The organism is Stappia taiwanensis, assembly GCF_014635285.1.
Lineage (GTDB): Bacteria > Pseudomonadota > Alphaproteobacteria > Rhizobiales > Stappiaceae > Stappia > Stappia taiwanensis.
Genome location: NZ_BMCR01000002.1, coordinates 555432 through 580051 on the forward strand (window position 1 = coordinate 555432; position 24620 = coordinate 580051).

Below are 24620 nucleotides of genomic sequence, written 5' to 3' on the forward strand. Positions count from 1 at the left end.
GGGGGCCTGACCGTTTTTACGAACCCGGCAACGACAAATCCGGCAATGACACAAGAGGCCTTGCGGACGTGCCCACGCCGCCGCAGGGCCTGTTGGTGCGGGCAAGCGCCTGCCGGAAGATGCCCTTTCCCACACACGCGCCCTTGTCGCCCGACCCTCAGGCCAGACCGCCCATGACCACCGCAGCGCCCGTCATCCGCCCGTTCGAACCGACGGATCTCGACGCCCTTCACCGGATCAACCAGGCCAGCGTTCCGAATGTCGGCAGCGTGACCCTCGACCGGCTACGCGCCCTTGTCGCCACCAGCCTGACCACCCTGGTGGCACTCGGACCGGAGGGGCCGGCCGGGCTGCTGGTCTGCCTCGACGAGACCGCCGATTATGACAGCCCCAACTTCCTGTGGCTGAAGCAGCGCTATCCCCGCTTCTTCTATGTCGACCGCATCGCCCTTGACCCGAATGCGCGCGGACGCGCCCTTGGCCAGGCGCTCTATGAAACCCTGATCGGCCGCCTTGCCGACACCCCGTCGCAGCGTGACCTGCCCCTTGCCTGCGAGGTCAACACCGAGCCGGCCAACCCCGGTTCCTTACGCTTTCACGCAAGGCTGGGCTTTCGCGAGATCGGCACCCAGACCTTCGGCGACGGCAAGGCGGTGGTCTACCTGGCACGCCCCGTCGGCGCGGACAGCACGGAAGGAACCGCGCCGTGAACTATCGCCACGCCTTTCATGCGGGCAACATCGGCGATGTGTTGAAGCACATGGTGCTGGCCCTCGTCATCGAGTACCTGAAAAAGAAGCCCGGCGCGTTCCGCGTCATCGACACCCATGCCGGCATCGGCCGCTATGACCTGTCCGGCGACGAAGCCCAGCGCACCGGCGAATGGCGCGACGGCATCGGCCGGGTGCTGGCGGCGGACATTCCGGAGGCTGTGGCCACCGAACTCGCCCCCTGGCTGGAGACGGTGCTGGCGGTCAATGCCGGCGCAGGCGACGAACTGCGGACCTACCCCGGCTCGCCCCTGCTCGCCCGCATGATGCTGCGCGCGCAGGACCGGTTGACGGCGACCGAACTGCACCCTGAGGACCACGCCACCCTTGCCGCGCTTTTCGCCGGGGACCGGCAGGTGAAGGTGATCGAACTCGACGGCTGGCTTGCCCTGCGCGGCTTTCTGCCGCCGAAGGAGCGGCGCGGCCTCGTGCTGATCGACCCGCCATTCGAGGCGACCGACGAATTCGACACGCTCGCCGATGGGCTGATCCGCGGCTGGAAGCGCTGGCCGACCGGCGTCTATCTGGTGTGGTTTCCGATCAAGGACCGCAAGACCGTCAACCGGTTCTACACCCGCCTGCGCGAGGCCGGCATCGGCCGCATGCTGTCTGCGGAGCTGTTCGCCGGCTCGCCGGAGCCGAACGGACCGATGCGCGGCAGCGGACTGCTGGCCATCAATCCGCCCTGGACCCTGGCGAACTCGCTGGAATGCGCCCTGCCCTGGCTGACCCAGACGCTGGCACGCGGACCGGATGCAAACTGGCGGTTGATCCCGCTTGCCGACGAATAGTTCGGCAAAGACGGCGCCGGCAACCTTGACCCGGCGCCCGCAGTGCCGCATCGTCCGCCTGTCCCACCCCGTGCAGGAGAAACGCGAATGCGCGCAACCGCCCATCATGCCCTTGGCGCTCTCTTGACCGCCTTTTGTGCCATCATGCTGCTCGCAGCGCCCGCCTCCGCGCAGGAGCGCCCCTATTTTTCCTGGAACGGCGAGCCGCGCATTCCCATGTGCGAAGACGCCTCGGTGCAAGGGGCGGTCGCCGCGAAGATCGCTCGCGCGGATGTCGACTACTACGGCGGCTTGCGGATCACCGACCTGCACCGGATCGTGGAGACCGGCTACCGGGTCGATCGGCCGAGCCCCTATGCCCGTCGCTATTGCGAAGCCCGCGCCACCTTGAACGATGGGTCGCAGCGGCGGATCTACTACGCCATCATGGAGCACAGCGGCTTCGTTGGCGTGAGTTGGAACCTGCGCGCCTGTCTCGCCGGCCTCGACCCCTGGCATGTCTATGATGCCAACTGCCGGACGGTGCGCCCCTAGGGTGCACCGCTGAAGGCTCGCCCCATGGCTTTCCCGCGCCGCCTGTGTGCCGCCCTTACCGCCGGGCTCCTGGCGCTCGCGCCCTGGTCGGCGCTCTCGGCCCGGACCGAGCGCCCTGGCGCCTTCGACTATTATGTCCTGGCGCTGTCCTGGTCGCCCTCCTATTGCCAGCGCGCCGGACGCAAGGCCGACCCGCTGCAGTGTCGGGCGACCAAGCCGTTCCGCTTCATCGTCCACGGCCTCTGGCCGCAATACGATCGTGGCTACCCCGATTTCTGCGACGGGGCCGGCCCGCGCCAACCCGCCCGCGACACCGTCAACTCCATGCTCGACATCATGCCGAGCCGTGGCCTGATCCGCCACCAGTGGCGCAAGCATGGCACATGCTCCGGCCTGAGCCCGCGCGCCTATTTCGACCTGACCCGCGCCGCCTTCGACAAGCTGCGCATCCCGGCGGCCTTCCGCACCACCGAGCAGGGCGGCCGTGTCGCCCCCGACGCGGTAGAGACCGCCTTCCGGCTCGCCAATCCGGGCCTGCGCGACACCGCCATGGCGGTGACCTGTGAAAACGGCCGGCTGAGCGAAGTGCGGATCTGCTTCACCAAAGACCTCCAGTTCCGCTCCTGCCGGTCGGTCGACCGGCGCGGATGCCGGCAAAGGCAGATCCATGTTCCCGCCCCCACGCAATAGCCACCGCCCCGGTCCCACCGCACGCCTTGCCCTGCCGGCGCGGCTCGCCGCACTGTGGCTGCTGGCCATCGTGACGATGCCGCCTGCACAGGCACAGCAAACGGGCGACTGGACGCTGGCCTGTGCCGAAGCGCACTGCCGGCTGGAAACGCCCGGACACAGCGAACAGACCGAGGCGCCCGCCTACCGGTTGTTCCTGCTGGCGAAGAAAGGCGATGCCGCCCTGTCGCTGGGCCTCGGCAGCGACGGACCGCAGCCCGACGCGAACCGCGCCATGCAATGGGAAGTGGATGGCCAGCTAATCCATGTCCTGCGGCCGGAAGCCTTCGCTGGCTTTGGCAGCGGCAACGATCTCTTCGTCACCGATCCGGCCGCCGGACGGGCGCTGATGCCGGCCCTACTGCGCGGGCAGCGGCTGCGCATCTCCTATCTCGACGCCCTGGCCGAACCTCATGATGCGGTGTTTTCTCTGAACGGCCTGACCGCCGGGCTGGCCACTCTCGCCGAGAAACAAGGGCGCCCGGCGACCACGACGCCGTCACTTGCCGCCCCCTCCGGCCTTGAGCGCCGGCCGCCGCCCTCCCGCGCGGCGGCTGTCCGCGGCCTCGGCACCCCGCCGGCGGTGCTTTATCGTCATGCGACGACCGGCGATTGTGAAAGCTTGGAAAGCGAAAACATGGCCAGCCGCGAGTTGGTGGTCGGTGTCCTCTCCCCCACCTCCACGGTCTACGCGATCCCCTGCACGGCAGGCGCGACCGGCGTTACCTACCGGCTTTACTTGCGCGATTCCGGTGAGATCGGTGGGGTGGAAACGCTCTATTTCGCCTTGCACGATCCCCGCTTCGGCTGGATCGGCAGCGATCTCTTGTCCGGCGTCTCCTTCGATGCGCAGAAGGGCACGTTGAGCGCCGCCTTCACCGGTCGCTCCGACCGGCATTGCGGCTATCGGGCGACCTGGCGCTGGACCGAGTATGCCTTTCGGCTGCAGAGCTTTCGCGGCCCGTCCGATTGCGCGCAAAGCGGCTCGCCCGAACGATGGACGACGTTTTATCCCTAGGGTCCAGAGCCGACTATCCGCCACCCAGGAGATCGAGCTGCCGCTGGAGATAAGAACGGCCGTCCAGCAGCGCCCGCTTGATCGTGTCCAGCCCCCAGCCGGGGTCGAGAACGGCATCGTTGACCGCCTGGTGAAATGCGCTCAAGGGCCGGTCGATGACCTCCGGCCGCAGCGGCGCCAGGACGGGCGCCCCCAGCGCATAGACCACCGCCAGCAGGAACAGGGTCTTGCCGGCGGCCTTGAGCGGAGAATGCAAACCGAAAGCCATCTTGCGTCCGTGCCGTGATCGTCAGCGTTCAGAAGTAGCGGCCACCAGAGTAGAAGGCGCCGCTTAACGTGGCCTTGCCATGGACGCCGCAACGCGCACCGACGTCAACGCCCCTCCCAAAACGGGTGGAACATGCCATCGCGGACTTGCGCCAGCGGCCCGAACCCGCAAACTGGCCGAACCATTTCGCATTCGGGAGTTCATCCGCCGTGCTTGTTGTTCGTTCCTCTCCGCCTTCCCCCTACGGCCGCAAGGTCAAGATCGCCGCCAGCGTCACCGGCCTGATCGACCGGATCACCATCGTCAACGCCGATACCACCGATCCCGCCGACAGCCTGCGCCAGCAAAACCCGCTGGGGAAGATTCCCGCTCTGGTGCTGGAAGACGGCAGCGTGCTTTACGACAGCCGGGTGATCGCCGAGTACCTCGACCACCTTGATGGCGGCGGGCGGCTGATCCCGAAGGGCGAAGACCGGTTCGCGGTGCTGCGGATGCAGGCGCTGGCCGACGGCCTGCTCGATGCGGCCCTGCTTCAGGTCTACGAGACCCGGTTCCGCCCGGAAGAAAAGCGCGACGATCAGTGGCTGGCGTATCAGGCGGACAAGGTCGCCCGCGCGCTTGCGCATCTGGAGGCCACCCCGCCGGCGCCTGTCGCGGCCGGGGACATACCGCATATCGGCCAGATCGCCGTTGCCTGCGCCCTTGGCTATCTCGACCTGCGCTTTGCCGGCACCTGGCGCGCCGACCATCCGGCGCTGGTGGATTGGCTCGCCGCTTTCGAGGCCGCGATTCCCTCCTTCCCCGCGACCCGCATCGCGGCGTAAGGCAGGAGATCGGCGAAAACAAAAAACCGGACCTGCCGAGGCGGGTCCGGTTTTCCGATGCTTCGCGGGAATGCCGGCCGTGGCCGGCACGCCGTCAGAACTGGTAGCTGAGACCGAAGCGAACCTGATTGTTCGACAGGTCCGTCTTGTAGGACTGGCCGCCAAGCGCGAAGGTCTCGCTGCCGTAATCCTGGTACTGGTACTCAAGCCGCGCGGTCACGTTCTGCGTGACGGCACCCTCGATACCCGCACCGGCCGTCCAGCCAACGCGCGTTGCGCTGTCCTTGACGCCATTGGCGGCAACGTCAAGATCGGCGATCGCCAGACCACCGGTACCGAACACGAGGAACCGGTCGAAGGCCCAACCGGCACGTGCCCGGACGGTACCGTTCCAGTCGCTCGACGTGCGGTAGTTCACACCGGCAACGGTCTTGCGCTTGTTGATGTCGCTGAGGCTGAAGTCGGCTTCCGCACCGAGCAGCAGGTTCGGCGTCATCATGAAGTTGTAACCGGCATGCACACCGCCAGCGATACCGCTGTCATTGGTGTTGAACTTGCCGGTCACCGCGTTGCGGGTTTCCGAGTCGGTCCAGTTCCAGCCGAGATGGCCACCGAAGTAGAAGCCCGACCAATCGAATCGTTCCGCCGGCACCGGATCCGCATAGGGGATCGGCTCCACCGGCTGCGGAAGGTCGGCCGCAAGAGCCGGGGCGGCAACCGCAACCGCGGCAGCGAGTGTCAGTCCGGCGGCAGCATGACGCTTCATGTTGTAACTCCAGATTTACCCAAGAGGATTGTGCGAACGGCAGTGTGCCGTCAGCCCCCCAACCCGCGTTGTATGAGCAATGAATATGGCATTGTGGTTCCTGAATTGCGGAAATTCAGCGGCAGAGAGCGAAGTTTTAACGATAGGGTTAGCGCCGCGTTAACGCTGCGGTCTCCTCGCCTTTCCGGGTTTTCCCGTACGTCCAGGTGGCTGCCGACGCCTCAATGGGCTTTTCACGCTAACCCGAATGCTTATATAGGGGCGGTGCGCATCGCCGGCGGCCCCGTGGCTGCCTGACGACTGCGCCAACCGGCTTCTTCCGCCAACATCTTGTTTCCGACCAACCAGAACCTCCGGGCCGCTACGCTCAATGCTCATTGATTATGTCAGCCTGATCGGGGGGCTCGTGGTTCTCGTCGTCGCCGGCGATGTGCTCGTTCGCGGCGCCGTCGGCATCGCCGAGCGCCTTGGCATTCCCGCCCTCGTCATCGGCCTGACCATTGTCGCCTTCGGCACCAGCGCGCCGGAATTGGTGATTTCGCTTGGCGCGGCCATGGACGGACTGCCGGGCATCGCCATCGGCAATGTGGTCGGCTCGAACATCGCCAACGTCCTGCTGGTGCTCGGCCTGCCGGCCATCATCGCGGTGACCTCCTGCCGGGAGACCGGCGCGATTCGCAATTCCGCCTTCATGGTGCTGATCACCGTCGTGTTCATCGCCATGTGCTTCCACAGCCCGATCTCCCGCCTCGACGGCATCGTACTGCTCTTGCTGCTCGGCCTGTTCTTGTGGGATTCGGTGCGCGCCACCCGCAAGCATCGCCGGGAAAACGGCCATTGCGCCGACAAGAGCACTGACGCCGAATGCCCCGAGGAGGACGCGAAGGAAGAGGAGGCCGGTGAACTCTTTGAAGAGGTGGAAGGCGTTCCGGAAAGCCCGGCGCTGGCCATCCTGTTCATCGTGCTCGGTCTGATCGGCCTGCCGCTTGGCGCCCATTTCACCATCGCCGGCGCCTCGGCCCTTGCCAGCGCCTGGGGCGTGACGGAAGCGGTGATCGGCCTGACCGTGGTCGCGCTCGGCACCTCTTTGCCGGAACTGGCCACCTCGCTGATGGCCGCCATTCGCGGCCATTCCGCCGTTGCCCTGGGCAATGTCATCGGTTCGAACGTGTTCAACCTTCTGGCGATCATGGGCATCACCGCCGTCGTGGTGCCCTTGGGCGTGCCAGCGGAGGTGCTGGTCCTCGATCTCTGGGTGATGCTCGCAAGCGCTCTGCTGGTCCTTGCCTTCGCGGCGATGCATGTCACCATCCGCCGGCCATCGGGCGCGATTTTGTCCCTGCTCTATTGTCTGTATATCTTCGTGGTCTTCCAGTTCGGCCAGGTGGGCTGATCACAAAAGAAGCGGCCCGGGCCGCCCCTGACAAGACAAGACGGCGAGAGGCGACCTGCTGCGCTCTTTCGCCTGCTTGCCGGGGGACGTTCCACCGACCGCGCGGATGAAGGACATGCCAATGCCCTCCCCTTCCCCTTCCCCTTCCCCCTCCTCCCCCTCACGTGTGTCTTCCGATGCCCCGATCGCTCTGGTGACCGGCGCAGCGCGTCGGATCGGCAAGGCGATTGCCCGAGACCTCGCCCGCCAGGGGTTTGCGGTGGCCGTCCACGCCCACCGCTCCGGCGCGGAGGCTGAAGCCGTCGTCTCGGACATCCGCGCCGAAGGGGGGAAAGCCGAGGTGGTGTCCGCGGATCTCACCGACCCGGAAGCCCCGGCCCGGCTGATTGGCGAGATTGGCGCGACCCTTGGCCCCTTGCGGCTTCTCGTCAACAGCGCCTCGATCTTCCAGAACGACGACATCAGCACCCTGTCGCCGGACCGCTATGACGCCCATTTCGCCATCCATGCGCGGGCACCGGTGTTTCTTGCCAGCGCCTTCGCCGCGCAGGTGCCAGTGGAAGGCGATGCGCTGATCGTCAACATCATCGACCAGCGGGTCTGGAAGCTGACCCCGCAGTTCCTCTCCTACACCCTGTCGAAATCCGCGCTCTGGGCCGCCACCCAGACGCTGGCACAAGGGCTTGCCCCGCGCATTCGCGTCAACGCCATTGGACCGGGACCGACCCTTGCCAACATCCGCCAGACGCAAGAGGATTTCGAGCGGCAAGCAGCAGCGGTGCCGCTCGGACGCGGGCCGGACCTTGACGATTTCGGCCGCACCATCAGCTATCTCTGGGCAACCCCCTCGATCACCGGCCAGATGATCGCCCTTGATGGCGGCCAGCATCTGGCCTGGGAAACCCCGGACGTGGCAGGCATGCGCGAATGACGATGACTTCTGGCGGACCATCCGGCGACCGTCCGCAGCAGGCGGAAGAGACGGTCACCTCCACCGGTCCCGAACCGGCGTTCGAGACGGCGGCGACCCCGCTTGGCCCGGATGCGCGCGGTGTCGAGGTGATCGCTCATTTCGTGCGCCAGTTGCCGCTCGGCCCCGGCGTCTACCGGATGCTCGACGGCGACGGCGAGGTGCTTTACGTCGGCAAGGCCCGTTCGCTGAAGAAGCGGGTCACCAGCTACACCCGTCTGCAAGGGCAGTCGAACCGCATCATGCGGATGATCCTGGCCACCGCCTCGATGGAATTCGTGACCACGCGCACGGAAACCGAGGCGCTGCTGCTGGAAGCGAACCTGATCAAGCGCCTGCGGCCGCGTTTCAACGTTCTGCTGCGTGACGACAAATCCTTCCCCTATATCCTCGTCACCGGTGATCACGAGGCGCCGGCGCTGGTCAAGCATCGCGGCGCGCGCCGGCGCAAGGGCAGCTACTTCGGCCCCTTCGCCTCCGCCGGCGCGGTCAACCGCACCATCAACGCCCTGCAAAAGGCGTTCCTGGTGCGCAACTGCTCCGACAGCTACTACGCCAACCGCTCGCGCCCCTGCCTGCTGCATCAGATCAAACGCTGCGCCGCGCCCTGCACCGGCGAGATTTCGCCGGAGGATTACGCCGGGCTGGTCGCCGAGGCCAAGGCCTTCCTCTCCGGTCGCAGCCAGATGGTGAAGAAGGATCTAGCCCGGCAAATGGAAGAGGCCTCCGAGGCCCTCGATTTCGAGCGTGCCGCCGTCTGCCGCGACCGGCTCGCCGCCCTTTCCCATGTGCAGTCGCATCAGGGCATCAATCCACAGACGGTGGAGGAAGCGGACGTCTTCGCCATTCATCAGGACGGCGGCCAGACCTGCATTCAGGTGTTCTTTTTCCGCACCGGCCAGAACTGGGGCAACTACGCCCAGTTCCCGCGCGCCGACAAGACCCTGTCCGAGGCGGAGGTGCTGGAAAGCTTCCTCGCCCAGTTCTATGACGACAAGCCGGCGCCGCGTCTCATTCTGCTGTCCCATGACATCGAGGAACGGGAGCTGCTGGCCGCCGCCCTGAGCGAACGCAGCGACCGCAAGGTCGAGGTCGCCGTTCCCAAGCGCGGCGAGAAGCGCGAGTTGGTGGACCATGCGGCCCAGAACGCCCGCGAGGCGCTGGGGCGGCGGCTGGCCGAAACCAGCAGCCAGACCCGCCTGCTCGCCGGGCTGGCCGAGGCCTTTTCCCTGCCCGCTCCGCCGCGCCGCATCGAGGTCTACGACAACTCCCACATCATGGGCACCAACGCGGTCGGCGGCATGATCGTCGCCGGGCCCGAGGGCTTCGCCAAGGGGCAATATCGCAAGTTCAACATCAAGTCGCAGGATCTGGTGCCGGGCGACGACTACGGCATGATGCGCGAGGTGCTGACCCGGCGCTTTTCCCGCCTGCTGAAGGAGCACAGCGCGGAACGGCCCGACTATGCCGCGCCCACGGGACCAGCGCCCGACACCGCGCCCGCAAACGCCCGGAGCGACGACGCCGCACTGGCGGAGACAGCCGAGACGGAGAGCGCGGAGACCGACACCGGCATGCCCGCCTGGCCCGATCTTGTGGTGATCGACGGCGGTCTTGGCCAGTTGAACGCCGTGCGCGAGACGCTGCACGAACTCGGGCTGGACGACGTACCGCTCGTCGGCATCGCCAAGGGGCCGGATCGGGACGCCGGACGGGAGAAATTCTTCCTGCCGGACCGGCCCTCCTTCATGCTGCCGGCGCGCGATCCGGTGCTGTATTTCATCCAGCGCCTGCGCGACGAGGCGCACCGCTTCGCCATCGGCACCCATCGCGCCCGGCGCAAGAAGGACATCGCCCGCAGCCCGCTGGACGAGATCGCCGGCATCGGCCCCAGCCGCAAGCGGGCGCTCTTGCGTCATTTCGGCACCGCCAAGGCCGTGTCCAAGGCCGGCATCGACGATCTGATGAATGTCGATGGCGTGTCCGAGACCGTGGCGCGGACGATCTACGACCATTTCCACGAATAGATCTGAGCGCCGGCGCCCGGAACCTGTGCAAAAACGCCTGGCACGCCGACCGGCGCGGGCGCGAATCCGGCTAGGACGGACAGGCACGACAACAGCGGCCGGACCTCATGGCAAAGCTCTACTTCAGCTATTCCTCGATGAACGCGGGAAAATCGACCATCCTCCTGCAGGCAGCCTACAACTACCGGGAGCGGGGCATGGAACCGCTGCTGCTGACCGCCGCAGTCGATGAGCGCGCTGGTAAGGGGCGGATCGCCTCGCGCATCGGTCTGGCCTCCCAGGCGGACCTGTTCGACGAGGACACCGACCTTCTGGCCCATGTCACCGCCGCCCGCGCCGAAGCTGCCGTCGATTGCGTTTTCATCGACGAGGCGCAGTTTCTTCAGGAAGCGCAGGTGTGGCAGCTGGCGGCGGTGGCCGATGAGCTGGGCATTCCGGTGATGTGCTATGGTCTGCGCACCGATTTTCAGGGCAAGCTGTTCCCCGGCAGCCGGGCGCTGCTGGCGATTGCCGACACCCTGCGCGAGGTCAAGACCATCTGCTGGTGCGGCCGCAAGGCAACCATGGTGGCCCGTCTGGACGGAGATGGCCGGATCGTCGAGGAAGGCGATCAGGTGGTGATCGGCGGCGAGGACCGCTATGTCTCCCTGTGCCGGCGCCACTGGTCGAAACGCCAGCTCGGCGAGGCACCGGCGCGGGACGACGAAACAACGGACTGATCTCCGGAGGACCCGGAGGCGACAGGAGGCAAGGCATGGTGTTCGGCAAGATTTTCGGCGGCCTGTTCGGCGGCGGCGGCGACAAGAAGAGCGCGGCCTCCCCGGCCCTTGCCTCGGTCGAATACAAGGGCTTCCGCATCACCCCCAAGCCCCAGCCCAACGGGCCGCAGTGGCAGGTCGCCGGCACCATCAGCAAGGATGGCGAGCCGGGGGAGCCGCCGCGCGAGCATCAGTTCATTCGCGCCGACGTCATGGTCACCGTCGAGGACGCGGCGGAATTCAGCATCCGCAAGGCCAGGCAGATCATCGACGAGCAGGGCGAGCGGATCTTCTCCTGATCCGGCCGCCCCACCGCCCCGTTCCAGAGCTAGTGCTTACCCGGCGCCGGCGCGCAACACCGCCAGCGACCGGTACTGCCGTCCATCCCCGTCGAAATTCGCAGGATCGAGCCAGCGTTCGAACGCCCGGCGCAGTGCTGGCCACTCCGTGTCGATGATCGAGAACCAGGCGGTGTCGCGATTGCGGCCTCGGTAAATCGTCGCCTGCCGGAACGTGCCCTCGTAGACAAAGCCCAGCCGCTCCGCCGCCGCGCGGGAGGGGGCGTTCAGCGCATCGCATTTCCACTCGTAGCGCCGGTATCCCAGCTCGTCGAACACCCGCACCATCATCAGGAACATCGCCTCGCTCGCCATCACCGTGCGCTGCAACGCCGGCGCGAAGTTGATATGTCCGACTTCGATCACCCCGTTTGCCGGATCAATCCGCAGGAAACTGGCCACCCCGAGTGCCCGGCCGCTTTCCTGGTCCACCACCACATGGAACTGCGGATCCTCGCCGGTGAAGGTCGCCTCGGCGAAGTCCCGAAACGCCGCTTCGCTGGCGAAAGGCCCATAGGGCAGGTAGGTCCAGTTGCGGGCCTCCGCATCAGCCGCATAGGCGGCGTGGAGATCGCTCACATGCCGCGCGGCATCGAACGGCTCCAGCCGACAGGTGCGACCGATCATCGCCGCCTTGTCCGGGCGCGGGCGCGGCGTCCACTCCGGCACCGCCGGTCCGATCGGCTGGCCGAGGGCATTGACCCGTTGTGTCATGATTCGTCTTCTCCCTGCTCGCACCCGGTTCCGGGTCACTGTTGGCGTGATCCGGGTGTGCAGCGCAAGTGCGTCGCCGCAAAGGACCGGTTGCCGACAATTTCACCGAACAGCCCGCCCCGCTTCGGCGGCCCCTGCGAGGGCACACGAGGCCGCCTGCCGGGGCCCGCCCGCCGCATTGACGTAACCGGGCGCACGTGCTTGAAGGGCATGAGCTCTTTCGTCCCTCCAGAATGCAAGACCCTTTCGCGCAATGACACGATCTCTCGTCTGGAGCCTACCGAACATCTTGACCTATGGGCGGATTCTCGCCGTCCCGGCAGTCATGCTGTGCTTCTATTTCCCCGGCAATACCGCGCGCTGGACGGCGCTCGCAATCTTCGTTGTCGCGGCGGTGACCGATTTCTTCGACGGCTATCTGGCCCGGGCCTGGAAGCAGCAGTCACGTCTGGGACAGATGCTCGACCCGATCGCCGACAAGCTCCTGGTCGCGGTCTGCCTGCTGCTTCTCGCCGGCAAGGGCGACATCGGAGGCTGGTCGATGATCGCCGCCGCCATCATCCTCTGCCGGGAAATCCTGGTCTCGGGCCTGCGCGAGTTTCTCGCCGACCTCCGGGTCAGCGTGCCGGTCACCAAGCTGGCCAAGTGGAAGACCACCGTTCAGCTTGTCGCCATGGCGCTTCTGCTCGCCGGTCCGGCCGGTGAGGCGGTGCTGCCGGGCACGCAGATCGCCGGTCTGGTCGCGCTTTGGCTCGCCGCCATGCTGACCCTATATACCGGCTACGACTACTTCCGCGCCGGCATCGGCCATCTGATGGTCGACTGAGAGACCGGCACCACGGGAAACGGGGGAGACAGGATGCAATTGCGGTATTTTGCCTGGGTCCGCGAAAAGGTCGGCTTCGATGCGGAAGAGATCGATCTTCCCGAGACCGTCACCACCGTCGCCGGCCTGCTCGACTGGCTGGCCGCCCGCGATGACGCCCATGCCGCCGCCTTCGCCGATCGCGGCACCATCCGGGTCGCCCTCGACCAGATGCATGTCGAACACGACGCCCCGTTGACCGGCGCCCGCGAGGCGGCATTCTTCCCGCCGATGACCGGCGGATGAGCCCGCATTCCCCCTCCCCGATCGGCAGCGACGAGACCCGGACCAACAGTGCCGGCATCACCGTGCGCATCCAGGCGGAGGATTTCGACGCCGGCCGCGAAATCGCGGCGCTGACCGAGGGCAATGGCAATGCCGGCGCCGTCGTCACCTTTACCGGCCTGTGCCGTGATGAGGATGGCCGGCTGGCGGCGCTGGAGCTGGAGCACTACCCGGGCATGGCCGAGGCCGAGATCACCCGGATCGCCGAGGAAGCGTGCCGGCGCTGGCCGCTTGGCGGGCTGACCGTGATCCACCGGCACGGCCGCATTGTGCCCGGCGCCAATATCGTGCTGGTCGTCGCGGTCTCGCGCCACCGCCGCGCCGCCTTCGAGGCGGCGGAGTTCCTGATGGACTATCTGAAGACCCGCGCCCCCTTCTGGAAGAAGGAGCATCTGCGGGACGGCGGCGACGGCGGCTGGGTCGACGCACGTGACAGCGACACACGGGATGCCGACCGCTGGACCGCGGCGCGCCCGGTGGATCCATAGGGCGCCAGATCTGCCGGGGCCGCATCCCTGGCTTGACCTTCTCCCCCCTTTCAGCGAATTGTATGACCAATTCGTGCAATCCGTTTTCGTGGCCGCAATCATTGGCGGCCCTTTGCCCTGCCAGGATCACCCATGCATGCTCCGGTTACCGGCAGCACCGCGACAGCGGTGCCACATCCCGGTATTTCCTTTCGTGAGTTCGTCGCGCTGATCGCCTCGCTGATGGCGCTCAATTCGCTGGCCATCGACATCATGCTGCCGGCGCTGCCGGACATCGGCGCGGCCATGATGGTGCTCAACGAGAACGACAGCCAGAAGGTGCTGATCGCCTATCTGATTGGCTTCGGCGGCGCCCAGCTTTTCTATGGTCCGGTGTCCGACCGCTATGGCCGCCGGCCGGTGCTGCTTGGCGGGCTCGCGCTCTACGCCGCTGCCGGCGTCTTCTCCATTTTCGCCAATGACATGAGCCATCTTCTGGCCGCGCGGCTGGTGCAGGGGATCGGCTGTGCCGCGCCCCGGGTCGTCGCCGTCTCCATCGTCCGCGACAGTTATTCCGGCCGGCAGATGGGCCGGGTCATGTCGCTGGTGATGATGGTGTTCATGGTGGTGCCGATCTTCGCCCCCTCCCTCGGCCAGATCATCCTGTTCGTCGGGCCCTGGCGCGCCATCTTCCTGTTCCTCACCCTCGGCGGAGTGGTGATGCTGGTCTGGTGCGCCCGGCGCCTGCCGGAAACCCTGCCCGCCGCCCGCCGGCAACCGGTTTCCGCCCGCTCGATCGTTGCCGCCTACGTGACGACGCTCACCACCCGCGTGACCTTCGGCTACATGTGCGCCAGCGGCCTGATCTTCGGCGCCCTGTTCGGCTTTATCGCCTCCGCCCAACAGATCTTCGTCGAAACCTTCGGGATCGGCGCCGCCTTCCCGGTGGTCTTCGCCCTGATCGGCCTTTGCATGGCGGCGGCGTCCTTCGTCAACGCCTCGCTGGTGGAGCGCATCGGCCTGCGTCCGCTGTCCCATGGAGCGCTGGTGGCTTTCGTGGCGATCAGCCTCCTCCAGGCGGCCACCGCCCTCTGGGTCGCGGAGAACCTTTATGTGTTCACCGCCATGCTGGCGATCACCCTGTTCATCTTCGGCTTCATTGGCCCCAGCTTCAACGCCATCGCCATGGAACCGCTCGGCGAAATCGCGGGAACCGGCTCGTCGGTGCTTGGGTTCGTGACGACCCTGGCCGGCGCGTTTTGCGGCTTCATCGTCGGCCAGCACTACGATGGCACGGTGGTGCCGCTCTCCCTCGGCTTCGCCACCTTCGGCGCCATTGCGCTCGGGATCATCTTCGTCACCGAAAAGGGCCGCCTGTTCCGGACGACCCAGCCACCGCGCTGACGCCGCCCCGACCCACCTTCTGCGTCATCCCGGGCAAGCTTTAGCGCGCCCCGGGATCGGAGAGCCAAGAGACGCACGTTTTCATGAGGTTGTAACCGAGAGGCCGTGCCTCGCCGATCCCGGATCTCCGCTTTGCTGCGTCCGGGAGGACGCAGAGAGTGAGGCGACGTCATCCCACTCTGGGGCGATTGTTCAAGACAACCCAGCCGCCGCGCTGACGCCGCCAGCCCCTGAAATGCAAAACACCCCGCCAAGCCAAGGCCGGGCGGGGTGTTTTCGTCACAAGCGAACCGAAGCGGTGCTTATTCCGCAGCGGCGACCTTGGCCGATGCCTTCGGGGTCACCTCGGCGGTATAGTCTTCCATCAGCGCCTTGGTGAGGTCGCCGACCTGGAAGGTGTAGGGGCCGATCTCGGACACCGGCGTCACCTCGGCGGCGGTACCGGTCAGGAAGCACTGTTCGAAGCCTTCCATCTCCTCCGGCATGATCGCCCGCTCGACCACCTCGATGCCGCGCTTGCGCGCCAGGCCCATCACCGTGCGCCGGGTGATGCCATCGAGGAAGCAATCCGGCGTCGGCGTGTGCAGCTTGCCGTCCTTGACGAAGAACACATTGGCACCGGTCGCCTCGGCCACCTGGCCGCGCCAGTCCAGCATCAAGGCATCGGCGAAGCCCTTGCGCTCGGCCTCGTGCTTCGACAGCGTGCAGATCATGTAAAGACCGGCGGCCTTGGACCGGCTCGGCGCCGTCGCCGGATCCGGACGGCGGTAGGTAGCCATGTCGAGGCGGATGCCCTTCAACCGCTCTTCCGGCTTGAAGTAGCTCGGCCATTCCCAGGCGGCGATCGCCATATGGATCGAATTGGCCTGAGCCGCGACCCCCATCATCTCGCTGCCGCGCCAGGCGATCGGACGCACATAGGCATCGACCAGGTTCATGCGCGTCAAGAGGGTGCGGGTCGCGTCGTTGATCTCCTCAACGCTCCAGGGAATGGTGAAGCCGAGAATCTCCGCCGAGGTGTGCAGCCGCTCGGTGTGCTCGTTGAGCTTGAACACCTCACCGCCATAGGCGCGCTCGCCCTCGAACACGCTGCTGGCGTAGTGCAGGCCGTGGCTCAGCACATGCAGCTTGGCATCGGCCCAGGGCACGAAGGTACCATCGTACCAGATTTCCCCATTCAATTGATCAAAAGGCACATGCGCCATAACCGTCTACTCCAGCGGCAACCAGCGGATCAGTCCGCTCTCAAGAAATTTCGCAGCACTGCGTCCTTGCAGCGCGACGGGGTGTATCAGTCCTTGCCCGGCAAAATCGGCAACTTTGCGCTACCGGGAAACTGTTTGTATGTTGATGGGCCTGCGGCGAAATCGAACCGAAGCAGGCGCATCAGGCATAGTCTGCGAAACCATCGTCAATAATCCTTGAAACGGGCTCAGGACGTACGATCATTTCGCCAGAGACGTACATCGTGTAACAATCGGTCGAAAATAAGTCAATATGACTGACGTAAATTTCTCAGATTCAACCAGCCTGACCGCGCCGGGCGGCCCGGCGGAGGACCGGATGCCGATCGACCTGATCGAACTCCTGTTCTTCGCCTATCGGGACTTCACCTCCGACCCGGATACCATCCTGGCCGAATTCGGCTTCGGCCGGGCTCATCACCGGGTGCTGCATTTCGTCTCCCGCAATCCGGGCCTGCGCGTCACCGACCTTCTCGGCATCCTGCGCATCACCAAGCAGAGCCTTGCCCGGGTGCTCAAGCAGTTGATCGACGAGGGCTACATCCTGCAGGAACCAGGCCCGGTGGACCGGCGCGAGCGACTGCTCACCACCACCCCACTCGGCCAGGACCTCGCCGAGCGCCTGACCCGATTGCAGGCACGGCGGATCCAGCGCGCCCTCGCGGCCATGCCGGAAGGCAGTCATGAGATTGCCCGCCAGTTCCTCTATCATATGATCGACCCCGATCAGCGCGGCGATGTGGCGCGCCTGATCGAACAGAGCTGAGGCCTTGCGCGCGGAATGCCCGAAACAGCCGACAAACCCCTTCCCGCCCCACCGACGGACGATGCCCCGCATCTGCTGCTGATTGACGATGACTACCGGATTCGCACGCTGCTGCGCCGCTTTCTGGCGGAAAACGGTTTCCGCATCTCCACGGCGGCCAATGCGGCCGAGGCCCGCCGCCGGCTGGCCGGTCTGCAATTCGACCTGTTGATCGTCGATGTGATGATGCCGGGGGAAGACGGCCTGGCCTTCTCCGCCAACATGCGGACCGGCTCCGATGTGCCGATTCTGATGCTGACCGCCCGTTCCGATGCCTCCGACCGCATCGCCGGACTGGAGGCGGGGGTTGACGATTACCTTAGCAAACCGTTCGAGCCGCGCGAACTGCTCCTGCGCATCCGGGCGATTCTGCGCCGCCGCGCGACCCCCGACACCACGCCGCCGCTGGATGTGCGATTCGGCCCGTATCTGTTCGATTCCACCCGGCGCGAGTTGAAGCGCGGCGACGACATCATTCGCCTGACCGACCGGGAGAAGGAAATCCTGGCACTGTTCGCCGAAAAGCCCAATGACACCGTCCCGCGCAACGAGATCGTCGGCGACGACAGTGGCCTTGGCGAGCGCACGGTGGATGTGCAGATCAACCGCTTGCGGCGCAAGATCGAAACCGACCCGGGCAATCCGCTCTATCTGCAGACGGTTCGCGGCATCGGATACCGGCTGGTCTGCGACTGATGGCCGCCCTTGCCGGCCGGCTGCGCGCCCTGTTGCGCTGGCGACCCGCTTTGCCGGCGCCGCTGTCCCGCCTTGCCGGGCTCGCCGCCGCGCCCTACCGCGCCACCGCACGCTTTCTCTACCGGCGCATGCCCAAGGGCCTGTTTGCCCGCACCCTTTTGATCATCGTCGTGCCGATCGCCATCATGCAAGCGGTACTCGGCTTCGTCTTTCTTGAACGTCACTATGAACTGGTGACCCGGCGCCTGTCCGAGGCGGTGGTGCGCGACGTCGCGCTTCTGGTGGATATGCTTGGCACCTACCCGCAGGAAGAAGACTTCGACACGTTCACCCGAATGGCACGGCAGGACCTGGACCTTTCGGTGGCGGTGCTGCCGCTCGAGCCGCTGCCGCCGCCGCGCCCCAAGCCGTTCTTCGACATTCTCGACCGCTACCTGTCGGAACAGATCGGCAAGCGCATCGGCCGGCCGTTCTGGATCGACACGGTTGGCCGGTCCAGCTTCATCGAGATCCGCATTCGCCTCGACCGCAATGTCTTGCGGGTGATTGCCCGGCGCAATCAGGCCTATGCCTCGAACTCGCATATCTTCATCGTCTGGATGCTCTCCACCTCCCTGGTGCTGATCGTCATCGCCCTGATTTTCCTGCGCAATCAGATCCGCCCGGTCGAGCGGCTGGCAACCGCGGCGGAAAGCTTCGGCATGGGCCGGCCGATCGACGATTTCCGTCCCAGCGGCGCGCTGGAGGTGCGCCGCGCGGCCCAGGCCTTCATCGAGATGCGGCGGCGAATCGAGCGACAGATGGAACAGCGCACCGCCATGCTCGCAGGCGTCAGCCACGACCTGCGCACCATTCTCACCCGCTTCCGCCTACAACTGGCGCTGTTCCCCGACAGCGACGAAGTGCGGGCCCTGCGGCATGATGTTGCCGAAATGAACACCATGCTGGCCGACTATCTCGCCTTCGCGCGCGGCGATGGCGACGAGAAGGCGCAAGTCACCGACATTGCCTTGTTGTTCGAGGAGCTTGAGGCCGAAGCGGAGATCCTCAACGCGCAGGTTTCCTCCAGCTTCCAGGGCGCGCCGGAGGTGACCCTGAAGCCGATTGCCTTCAAGCGCTGCCTGACCAATCTGGTCAGCAATGCCGCCCGGCACGGCTCAACCGTGCGCATCGATGGCCGCCATGCGGAAGGCTGGCTGACCGTGACCATCGAGGACGATGGCCCCGGCATTGCCGAGGATGAGCGGGAAAACGTCTTCCGCCCCTTCTACCGCCTCGATCAGGCGCGCAATCAGGACGCCGGCGGCAGCGGCCTGGGCCTGGCCATCGCCCGGGACATCGCCCGCGCCCATGGCGGCGACATCGTACTCGACGACAGCGTCGACCTTGGCGGTCTCAAGGTGCGGGTCCGCATCCCGGTCTGACCGGCAGCCGTGCGGCCACCCGGCCCGGCCCGAAGGCTCAGAACAGCCGGCCGCCGACCGGCACATCCTCCAGATCCGGGCGCAGCAGCACCACTTCGCCGCTCGCGTCCGGCACGCCAAGGGTCAGCACCTCCGACATCATCGGTCCGATCTGGCGCGGCGGAAAGTTCACCACCGCCAGCACCTTGCGGCCCGCAAGATCTTCCGGCGCATAGTGGTGAGTGATCTGGGCGGAGGATTTCTTGATGCCGATCTCCGGACCGAAGTCGATCTTCAGCCGGATCGCCGGCTTGCGCGCTTCCGGAAAGGGCTCCGCCTCGACAATCCGGCCCACCCGGATATCCACCTTCAGAAAATCGCCGAATGAAATGAAATCCTGCCCGTTGCCGTCCTGCGTCACGTCGCACACTGCCTTCCCCTGGCGGATCGTCCGATCCTGTCTTTCTCTTGTTCGGGCCGAACGATAGGCGCCCATCCCGGTCCGGCGCAAGCCGCCGACGTATCCGGGCACAGCTTCCGTGTCAGGTGCGGTTGCAAAAGCACAGTCGTCGCGCGCCCATGGGCGCAAGTGGTCAGGTTGAGTGGTCAGGCCGGGGCCGGGCTCAGGTGGCAGGCGACTCGCTCTCGCCGGTGGCGCTCGGCGCCGCATGCCGGCGGCGGGAGCCGGATCGCCGACGTTTCAGGAACGGCCGGACGAACCGCGCCACCCGGTCCAGCCGCAGCAGCCAGACTTCGCCCCGGTCCAGTTCCCGGTCGAGCGCCGCCATGCTGCGCGCCAGCCCCGGATCCTCGTCATCAAGCCAGACATCGACGACCCGGGCGAAGGCCAGCACCAGCCCTTGCGTCATCGCCTGGGCCTTCGGGCCGGAGGCGGTGATGCCGGCGGCGGTCAGCATCCAGCGCTGCGAGGTGAGCGCGCAGCCGTTGAGGCAGACCGCCAGTTGCGGATCCTGCCGCACCGCGCGTCTCAGCGCCCGCACCGCGTCCCGATGCGGCGACAGCGCATCGAGCCGGGCCATCAGCACATCGAACAGGCGGTCCCGGGCTGGTTCTTCGGCCATGTCCGGATCGACCGCGTCGAGCACCTTACGGTCGATCTCGGCGAGAAACGCCTTGAAACAGGCTGCCTTGGAGGGGAATTCGGTGCGCAGCAGCGACAGCTTCACATCGGCGGCCAGCGCAAGCTCGGCCATCTCGAAGCCATGCCATCCCTTCTCGCCCAGCAAATCGAGAAAGGCCGCGACGACCTTCTGCCGGATTTTCTGGCTCGCCATTCCTGTCACCCCGCTGTTGCCACGTCTTGTCGCCCTTGCGACCCCTGACTGAAGATCCTAGGGCGAAACGCGGCGAAAGCGAGGAACCGGCGGCTTGCCTGTCAGCCGGCCAGTTCCTCGGAGCGGCGCTTGGCGGCGGCGACCGCCCGGTCGAACACCGGCTGCAAGCCGTCTTCCGCCATCAGAACCTTGAGCGCCGCTTCGGTGGTGCCCTTCGGCGAGGTCACGTTGCGCCGCAGCTCCGCCGCCTCCAGCTCCGACTGGAACAGCAACTCGCCGGCGCCGCACACGGTCTGCCGCGCCAGCCGCATCGCCAGATCCGCATCGAGACCCGCCCGCTCACCGGCCGCCGCCATCGCCTCGACCAGATAGAACACATAGGCCGGACCGGAACCGCTGACCGCCGTCACTGCGTCCATCTGCTCTTCCCGCTCGATCCAGGCTGAGGCGCCGATCGCCGCGAGCAGGTCATCGACCGTTGCCCGCTGCGCGGCGCTGGTCGCGCCATTGGCAAAGGCAACGCTCATGCCGCGCCCGACCTGGGCGGGCGTGTTCGGCATCACCCGGGTGATGGCCACTTGGCCGAAGGCCTGCTCGAACCGGCCCACCGGCGTGCCGGCGGCAATCGACAGCACCAGGGTGTCGCCATCGACGGCGCCGACGAGCCCCCCCAACACCGCATCCATCATCTGCGGCTTGATCGCGAGCATCAGAACGCCGGCCTTGACCCCGTCGGGCACCGCGCTTTCAAGGCGAATCGTATGGCGCAACAGGAGTTCCCGGATCTCGGGCGGAGGGCCGGGATCGACGACGAGCACCGCTGCCGGATCGACGCCGCGCGCCATCCAGCCGGCCAGCATCGCGCCTCCCATCTTGCCCGCGCCAATCAGCACAAGCGGGCGTTCGGGCGAAAAAGTCATGCTTCCCCCGCGGTTTCGAACAGGGCCGTGTCGATGGCTTCGGAGGCGGACTTGCCGGCCCAGACCACGAACTGGAACGCCTGATAGTAGCGCTCGCAGGATTCCAGCGCGTTGGTCATCAGCCCCTCGATCTGCTTGGAGGTGGCTTCCGCGCCGCCGGCCAGAAGCAGCGACTGGCGGAAGATCACCACGCCCTCCCGGTTCCACAGATCGAAATGGCCCATCCAGAGCTGCTCGTTGACCAGCGCCAGCAGCCGGACCACCTCGGTTCGGCGCGGCTCGGGAACCTTCAGATCGAAGGCACAGGCCAGATGCAGCGCCTCCAGATCTTCCATCCAGGAAAAGGAGACATGGTAGTCGCACCAGTGACCGGCGACGGAGATGGTGATCTCCTCGTCGCAGGAGCGTTCAAACGACCAATCGTTGATGGCAGCGATATGCTCGATGGTGTCGACCGGGTTCGCGGGCCGTTCGAATTCGATGTCGATGAGGCTCATGAACGTTCCTCTCGGCTTGCGGGACTTCGCCCCCTCGGCTGAGAGGCGCTTCCACCCATAGCGGTCCGCAGGAGGCCTGGCCTGCCGCTGGCGAAGTTGGCGCGCCGGAACGTCCCCAAGGGACAAATCGACATCCAGCCGCGAATCTTCGCTTGACTTCAGTATATAGGCAGTTCGCCCGAAGAAGATACGTTCACACTTCGTTAACGCTTTCGAACCTGTGGATGGCGCGCCGGCTTTTCCCGCTGGCCGGCACGCCATTCGTCTTTGACGAGACTTCAGGCCCCGTCCTTCGTCTCCCCGGCAGTGCCGGCGTCCGTCGCCGTCTCGCTCTTGCCCGCGTTCCCAGCCGCCTTTTCCAGCTCGGCGACGCGCGCTTCCAGCGCCTCGACCGCGTCGAGCGCCTTCACGGCGATATCCTTGACCACGTCGTGATCCTCGCGCTTGACCAGATCCATGTCGGCGAGGAAATGCTCCGCTTGTGCGCGGAAGGCGGTTTCGACCTCGCGGCGGGCGCCCTGCGCCACGCCGGCGACATCGGTCATCAGCTTCGCGAAATCATCCAGAACGCGATTGGGGCCCTGTGTCATCCTGTCCTCGTCATTTGTTGCGCAGGTGGCGGAGCGCCGGTCCCCGCGCGGCCGAACCCGAACACCTTGAGGGTGCCCGCTCACCACCTTAACTAATGCGCTTTGCCGTTCGGTGAAACACCCGAACGCCGACAAATCACCGCGTCCGCCCGCCCCGCCTTGACGGATGTGGGCAAACATCGTCAACGTCGCCGCGCGAAATCCCGCCCCGCCGCCCGCGCCCGGAGAAGCCATGCCGTTCCTCGCCATCCCCTTTCCCACGATCGACCCGGTGCTGATCGAGTTCGGCCCCTTCGCGATCCGCTGGTACGCGCTGGCCTATATCGCCGGGCTGCTGCTCGGCTGGCGCCTGATGCGCCGGATCGTCGCCCGGGACGCCCTGTGGGGCGCCCAAAAGCGGCCGGGGCTGATCGACATCGACGATTTCGTCGTCTGGGCTACCCTTGGCACGATTCTCGGCGGCCGGCTCGGCTACGTATTGTTCTACGCGCCGGAGTATTACCTGCAAAACCCGCTCGATGCGCTGGCGGTCTGGTCCGGCGGCATGTCCTTCCATGGCGGTTTCCTCGGCGTGGTCGCGGCGATGGTGCTGTTTGCCTGGCGGCGCGGGCTGCCGCTCTGGACCCTGTTCGACCTTGCCGGCATCGTCGCGCCCATCGGCCTGTTCTTCGGACGCGTCGCCAACTTCATCAATGGCGAATTGTGGGGCCGGGTCAGCGACGTGCCCTGGGCGATGGTGTTTCCCGATGCCGGACCGCAGCCGCGCCACCCCAGCCAGCTCTACGAGGCGGCACTGGAAGGGATCGTCCTGTTCGCCATCGTGTTGCTGATCGCCCTGCGGTTCAAGGGCTTGCGCCGGCCCGGCTTGATCGCCGGCACCTTCGCGCTCGGCTACGGCCTTGCCCGCTCGGTGGCCGAGCTGTTCCGCATGCCCGATGCGCATATCGGCTTCCTGGCCTCTGGCCTGACCATGGGCATTATCTTGTCGGTGCCGATGGTACTGGCCGGGCTCTACGCCATCCTCCGCGCCCTGCGCAACGCCCCCGCAGCCCCCCTCCCCGCCGAGAACGCCCAGGCAGGCAAGGAGACGGCCAAGTGAGCGATACCGGCACGACACCGTTGGCCGACCGGCTGAAGCAGCGGATCGCCAACGACGGCCCGATCACCGTTGCCGACTACATGGCCCGGTGCCTCGCCGATCCGGAACATGGCTATTACATGTCCGCCGAGCCGTTCGGCGCCTCCGGCGATTTCATCACCGCACCGGAAGTCAGCCAGATGTTCGGCGAACTCATCGGCGCCTGGCTCTTGCATGTGTGGACCGCCCTGAAGTCCCCGCCCCGCGTGCATCTGGTCGAGCTCGGCCCCGGGCGCGGCACCCTGTCCCGCGACATCCTGCGGGTCACCGGCCTCAGGCCCGCCTTTCGCGAGGCGCTGACGCTGCATCTGGTGGAGACCAGCCAGCGCCTGCGCGCGGTACAGGCCGAAACGCTCGCCGAAAGCGGGGCGACCCCGGTCTGGCACGACAGCCTGGACAGCCTGCCGCAGGACGGGCCGCTGCTGGTGGTCGCCAACGAGTTCTTCGATGCCCTGCCGATCCATCAGTATGTCAACACCGGCAAGGCGTGGTGCGAGCGCTGCGTGGGCCTCGACGCGGCCGGGGACCTGGCCTTCGTCACCGGGCCGGGCCAACTCGACATCCGCCCGCTGCCGGCTGACCTGCGCAACGCGCCCCTCGGCGCCATCATCGAGACCCAGCCCCTGTCGAACGCCCTGGCCGAGACGCTGGCAACCCGCATCGCCCGGCAGGATGGCGCGGCGCTGGTGATCGACTACGGCACCACCCGCACCGCCGTCGGCGACACCCTGCAGGCGGTGCGCCGCCACGCCTACGACCCGGTGCTGGCCCACCCCGGCACGGCGGACCTGACCGCCCATGTGAATTTCGAGGCGCTGGCCCGGGCCATGCAAATTGCCCCGCTCGCCCCGCGCGGCACGATCACCCAGGGCGACTTCCTGTTGCGGCTCGGACTTCTGGAACGGGCCGGACGGCTTGGCGCCGGCAAGTCCCCCGACGCCCAGGAGCGGATCCGCGGCGAGGTGGAACGGCTTGCCGGGCCGGAGGAGATGGGCACCCTGTTCAAGGTGCTGGCGGTCGCTCGGGCGGATATTCCCTTGCCGGCATTCGACACCTGACATTCGACGCCGGCATTTGACAGCCGACAGCGCCGCGCCCACCATCACCGCAG

At 66.5% G+C, this 24620-nt stretch carries 29 protein-coding genes; 20 read left to right on the top strand and 9 right to left on the bottom strand.

Annotated features, from left to right (window positions below; translation table 11 throughout):
- Positions 1–173 precede the first annotated feature (173 nt).
- The 5 genes from IEV83_RS06370 to IEV83_RS06390 all read left to right on the top strand — a co-directional run bounded on the left by IEV83_RS06370 (position 174) and on the right by IEV83_RS06390 (position 3842).
- Positions 174–710, top strand: a complete 537-nt coding sequence (locus IEV83_RS06370) for a GNAT family N-acetyltransferase (protein ID WP_181759379.1) — start codon at positions 174–176, stop codon at positions 708–710.
- Entirely contained in the window at positions 707–1561 is an 855-nt protein-coding gene (locus tag IEV83_RS06375) for a 23S rRNA (adenine(2030)-N(6))-methyltransferase RlmJ (RefSeq protein ID WP_181759380.1), read from the top strand. Before IEV83_RS06370 ends, IEV83_RS06375 begins: the two co-directional genes overlap by 4 nt.
- 87 nt (positions 1562–1648) lie before the next feature.
- Entirely contained in the window at positions 1649–2095 is a 447-nt protein-coding gene (locus tag IEV83_RS06380) for a hypothetical protein (RefSeq protein WP_209003002.1), read from the top strand.
- Between the two features lie 24 nt (positions 2096–2119).
- Positions 2120–2785, top strand: coding sequence for a ribonuclease T2 family protein (locus IEV83_RS06385; RefSeq protein ID WP_181759381.1), 666 nt, complete (start codon positions 2120–2122; stop codon positions 2783–2785).
- Positions 2763–3842, top strand: coding sequence for a DUF1176 domain-containing protein (locus IEV83_RS06390; RefSeq protein ID WP_181759382.1), 1080 nt, complete (start codon positions 2763–2765; stop codon positions 3840–3842). The genes IEV83_RS06385 and IEV83_RS06390 overlap by 23 nt, the downstream gene beginning before the upstream one ends.
- Before the next feature lie 13 nt (positions 3843–3855).
- Here IEV83_RS06390 and IEV83_RS06395 read toward each other — a convergent pair whose 3' ends face one another.
- On the bottom strand, positions 3856–4110 hold the full coding sequence (locus tag IEV83_RS06395; protein WP_181759383.1) for a hypothetical protein: 255 nt from the start codon (positions 4108–4110) through the stop codon (positions 3856–3858).
- A gap of 209 nt (positions 4111–4319) precedes the next feature.
- Between IEV83_RS06395 and IEV83_RS06400 the strand changes: the two genes are divergently transcribed.
- Entirely contained in the window at positions 4320–4934 is a 615-nt protein-coding gene (locus IEV83_RS06400; protein ID WP_181759384.1) for a glutathione S-transferase family protein, read from the top strand.
- A 94-nt stretch (positions 4935–5028) separates the two neighbouring features.
- Here the strand turns inward: IEV83_RS06400 and IEV83_RS06405 are convergent, their stop codons facing one another.
- Positions 5029–5700, bottom strand: coding sequence for an outer membrane protein (locus IEV83_RS06405; RefSeq protein ID WP_181759385.1), 672 nt, complete (start codon positions 5698–5700; stop codon positions 5029–5031).
- A 370-nt stretch (positions 5701–6070) separates the two neighbouring features.
- Between IEV83_RS06405 and IEV83_RS06410 the strand changes: the two genes are divergently transcribed.
- The 5 genes from IEV83_RS06410 (at position 6071) to IEV83_RS06430 (ending at position 11147) form a co-directional block, all read left to right on the top strand.
- Entirely contained in the window at positions 6071–7093 is a 1023-nt protein-coding gene (locus IEV83_RS06410) for a calcium/sodium antiporter (protein ID WP_181759386.1), read from the top strand.
- A 166-nt stretch (positions 7094–7259) separates the two neighbouring features.
- Positions 7260–8024, top strand: a complete 765-nt coding sequence (locus IEV83_RS06415; protein ID WP_371873418.1) for an SDR family oxidoreductase — start codon at positions 7260–7262, stop codon at positions 8022–8024.
- The gene (gene uvrC, locus IEV83_RS06420) at positions 8021–10090 is read left to right on the top strand and encodes an excinuclease ABC subunit UvrC (protein WP_181759388.1); all 2070 of its coding nucleotides are present in this window, start codon (positions 8021–8023) and stop codon (positions 10088–10090) included. The genes IEV83_RS06415 and uvrC overlap by 4 nt, the downstream gene beginning before the upstream one ends.
- Positions 10091–10197: 107 nt before the next feature.
- Entirely contained in the window at positions 10198–10809 is a 612-nt protein-coding gene (locus IEV83_RS06425; protein ID WP_181759389.1) for a thymidine kinase, read from the top strand.
- A 35-nt stretch (positions 10810–10844) separates the two neighbouring features.
- Positions 10845–11147, top strand: a complete 303-nt coding sequence (locus IEV83_RS06430) for an HlyU family transcriptional regulator (protein WP_181759390.1) — start codon at positions 10845–10847, stop codon at positions 11145–11147.
- Positions 11148–11183: 36 nt separating this feature from the next.
- Here IEV83_RS06430 and IEV83_RS06435 read toward each other — a convergent pair whose 3' ends face one another.
- Positions 11184–11900, bottom strand: coding sequence for a GNAT family N-acetyltransferase (locus tag IEV83_RS06435; protein ID WP_181759391.1), 717 nt, complete (start codon positions 11898–11900; stop codon positions 11184–11186).
- A gap of 253 nt (positions 11901–12153) precedes the next feature.
- Between IEV83_RS06435 and pgsA the strand changes: the two genes are divergently transcribed.
- The 4 genes from pgsA (at position 12154) to IEV83_RS06455 (ending at position 14921) form a co-directional block, all read left to right on the top strand.
- The gene (gene pgsA, locus IEV83_RS06440) at positions 12154–12726 is read left to right on the top strand and encodes a CDP-diacylglycerol--glycerol-3-phosphate 3-phosphatidyltransferase (protein WP_181759392.1); all 573 of its coding nucleotides are present in this window, start codon (positions 12154–12156) and stop codon (positions 12724–12726) included.
- Between the two features lie 33 nt (positions 12727–12759).
- On the top strand, positions 12760–13011 hold the full coding sequence (gene moaD / locus IEV83_RS06445) for a molybdopterin converting factor subunit 1 (protein WP_181759393.1): 252 nt from the start codon (positions 12760–12762) through the stop codon (positions 13009–13011).
- A complete protein-coding gene (locus IEV83_RS06450; protein ID WP_181759394.1) occupies positions 13008–13538 on the top strand; it encodes a molybdenum cofactor biosynthesis protein MoaE in 531 nt (176 codons plus the stop codon). Before moaD ends, IEV83_RS06450 begins: the two co-directional genes overlap by 4 nt.
- 132 nt (positions 13539–13670) lie before the next feature.
- On the top strand, positions 13671–14921 hold the full coding sequence (locus IEV83_RS06455; RefSeq protein WP_181759395.1) for a multidrug effflux MFS transporter: 1251 nt from the start codon (positions 13671–13673) through the stop codon (positions 14919–14921).
- Positions 14922–15223: 302 nt separating this feature from the next.
- On the opposite strand, the gene IEV83_RS06460 is transcribed toward IEV83_RS06455, so the two are convergent.
- A complete protein-coding gene (locus IEV83_RS06460) occupies positions 15224–16126 on the bottom strand; it encodes a branched-chain amino acid aminotransferase (RefSeq protein ID WP_181759396.1) in 903 nt (300 codons plus the stop codon).
- Between the two features lie 292 nt (positions 16127–16418).
- Between IEV83_RS06460 and IEV83_RS06465 the strand changes: the two genes are divergently transcribed.
- From IEV83_RS06465 to IEV83_RS06475, 3 genes are all read left to right on the top strand, one after another.
- Positions 16419–16931: a MarR family winged helix-turn-helix transcriptional regulator gene (locus IEV83_RS06465; RefSeq protein WP_181759397.1), complete on the top strand. Its 513-nt coding sequence runs from the start codon at positions 16419–16421 to the stop codon at positions 16929–16931.
- Between the two features lie 15 nt (positions 16932–16946).
- Positions 16947–17666 (top strand): response regulator, encoded by a 720-nt coding sequence (locus IEV83_RS06470; protein WP_181759398.1) that lies wholly within the window; start codon positions 16947–16949, stop codon positions 17664–17666.
- A 128-nt stretch (positions 17667–17794) separates the two neighbouring features.
- Positions 17795–19090, top strand: coding sequence for an ATP-binding protein (locus tag IEV83_RS06475; protein ID WP_244628098.1), 1296 nt, complete (start codon positions 17795–17797; stop codon positions 19088–19090).
- 37 nt (positions 19091–19127) lie between these two features.
- On the opposite strand, the gene IEV83_RS06480 is transcribed toward IEV83_RS06475, so the two are convergent.
- The 5 genes from IEV83_RS06480 to IEV83_RS06500 all read right to left on the bottom strand — a co-directional run bounded on the left by IEV83_RS06480 (position 19128) and on the right by IEV83_RS06500 (position 22371).
- Entirely contained in the window at positions 19128–19490 is a 363-nt protein-coding gene (locus tag IEV83_RS06480; RefSeq protein WP_244628099.1) for a tRNA-binding protein, read from the bottom strand.
- 202 nt (positions 19491–19692) lie between these two features.
- Complete coding sequence (locus IEV83_RS06485) at positions 19693–20364, bottom strand: TetR family transcriptional regulator (protein ID WP_181759400.1); 672 nt, start codon at positions 20362–20364, stop codon at positions 19693–19695.
- Between the two features lie 101 nt (positions 20365–20465).
- Positions 20466–21284, bottom strand: coding sequence for a pyrroline-5-carboxylate reductase (proC, locus tag IEV83_RS06490; RefSeq protein ID WP_181759401.1), 819 nt, complete (start codon positions 21282–21284; stop codon positions 20466–20468).
- Complete coding sequence (locus IEV83_RS06495; RefSeq protein ID WP_181759402.1) at positions 21281–21781, bottom strand: type III secretion system chaperone family protein; 501 nt, start codon at positions 21779–21781, stop codon at positions 21281–21283. Before IEV83_RS06495 ends, proC begins: the two co-directional genes overlap by 4 nt.
- 278 nt (positions 21782–22059) lie before the next feature.
- The gene (locus IEV83_RS06500; protein WP_181759403.1) at positions 22060–22371 is read right to left on the bottom strand and encodes an accessory factor UbiK family protein; all 312 of its coding nucleotides are present in this window, start codon (positions 22369–22371) and stop codon (positions 22060–22062) included.
- Between the two features lie 232 nt (positions 22372–22603).
- Here IEV83_RS06500 and lgt point away from each other — a divergent pair, with 232 nt between their 5' ends.
- The gene (gene lgt / locus IEV83_RS06505; protein WP_181759404.1) at positions 22604–23470 is read left to right on the top strand and encodes a prolipoprotein diacylglyceryl transferase; all 867 of its coding nucleotides are present in this window, start codon (positions 22604–22606) and stop codon (positions 23468–23470) included.
- Entirely contained in the window at positions 23467–24567 is a 1101-nt protein-coding gene (locus IEV83_RS06510; protein ID WP_244628075.1) for a class I SAM-dependent methyltransferase, read from the top strand. Before lgt ends, IEV83_RS06510 begins: the two co-directional genes overlap by 4 nt.
- Positions 24568–24620 lie beyond the last annotated feature (53 nt).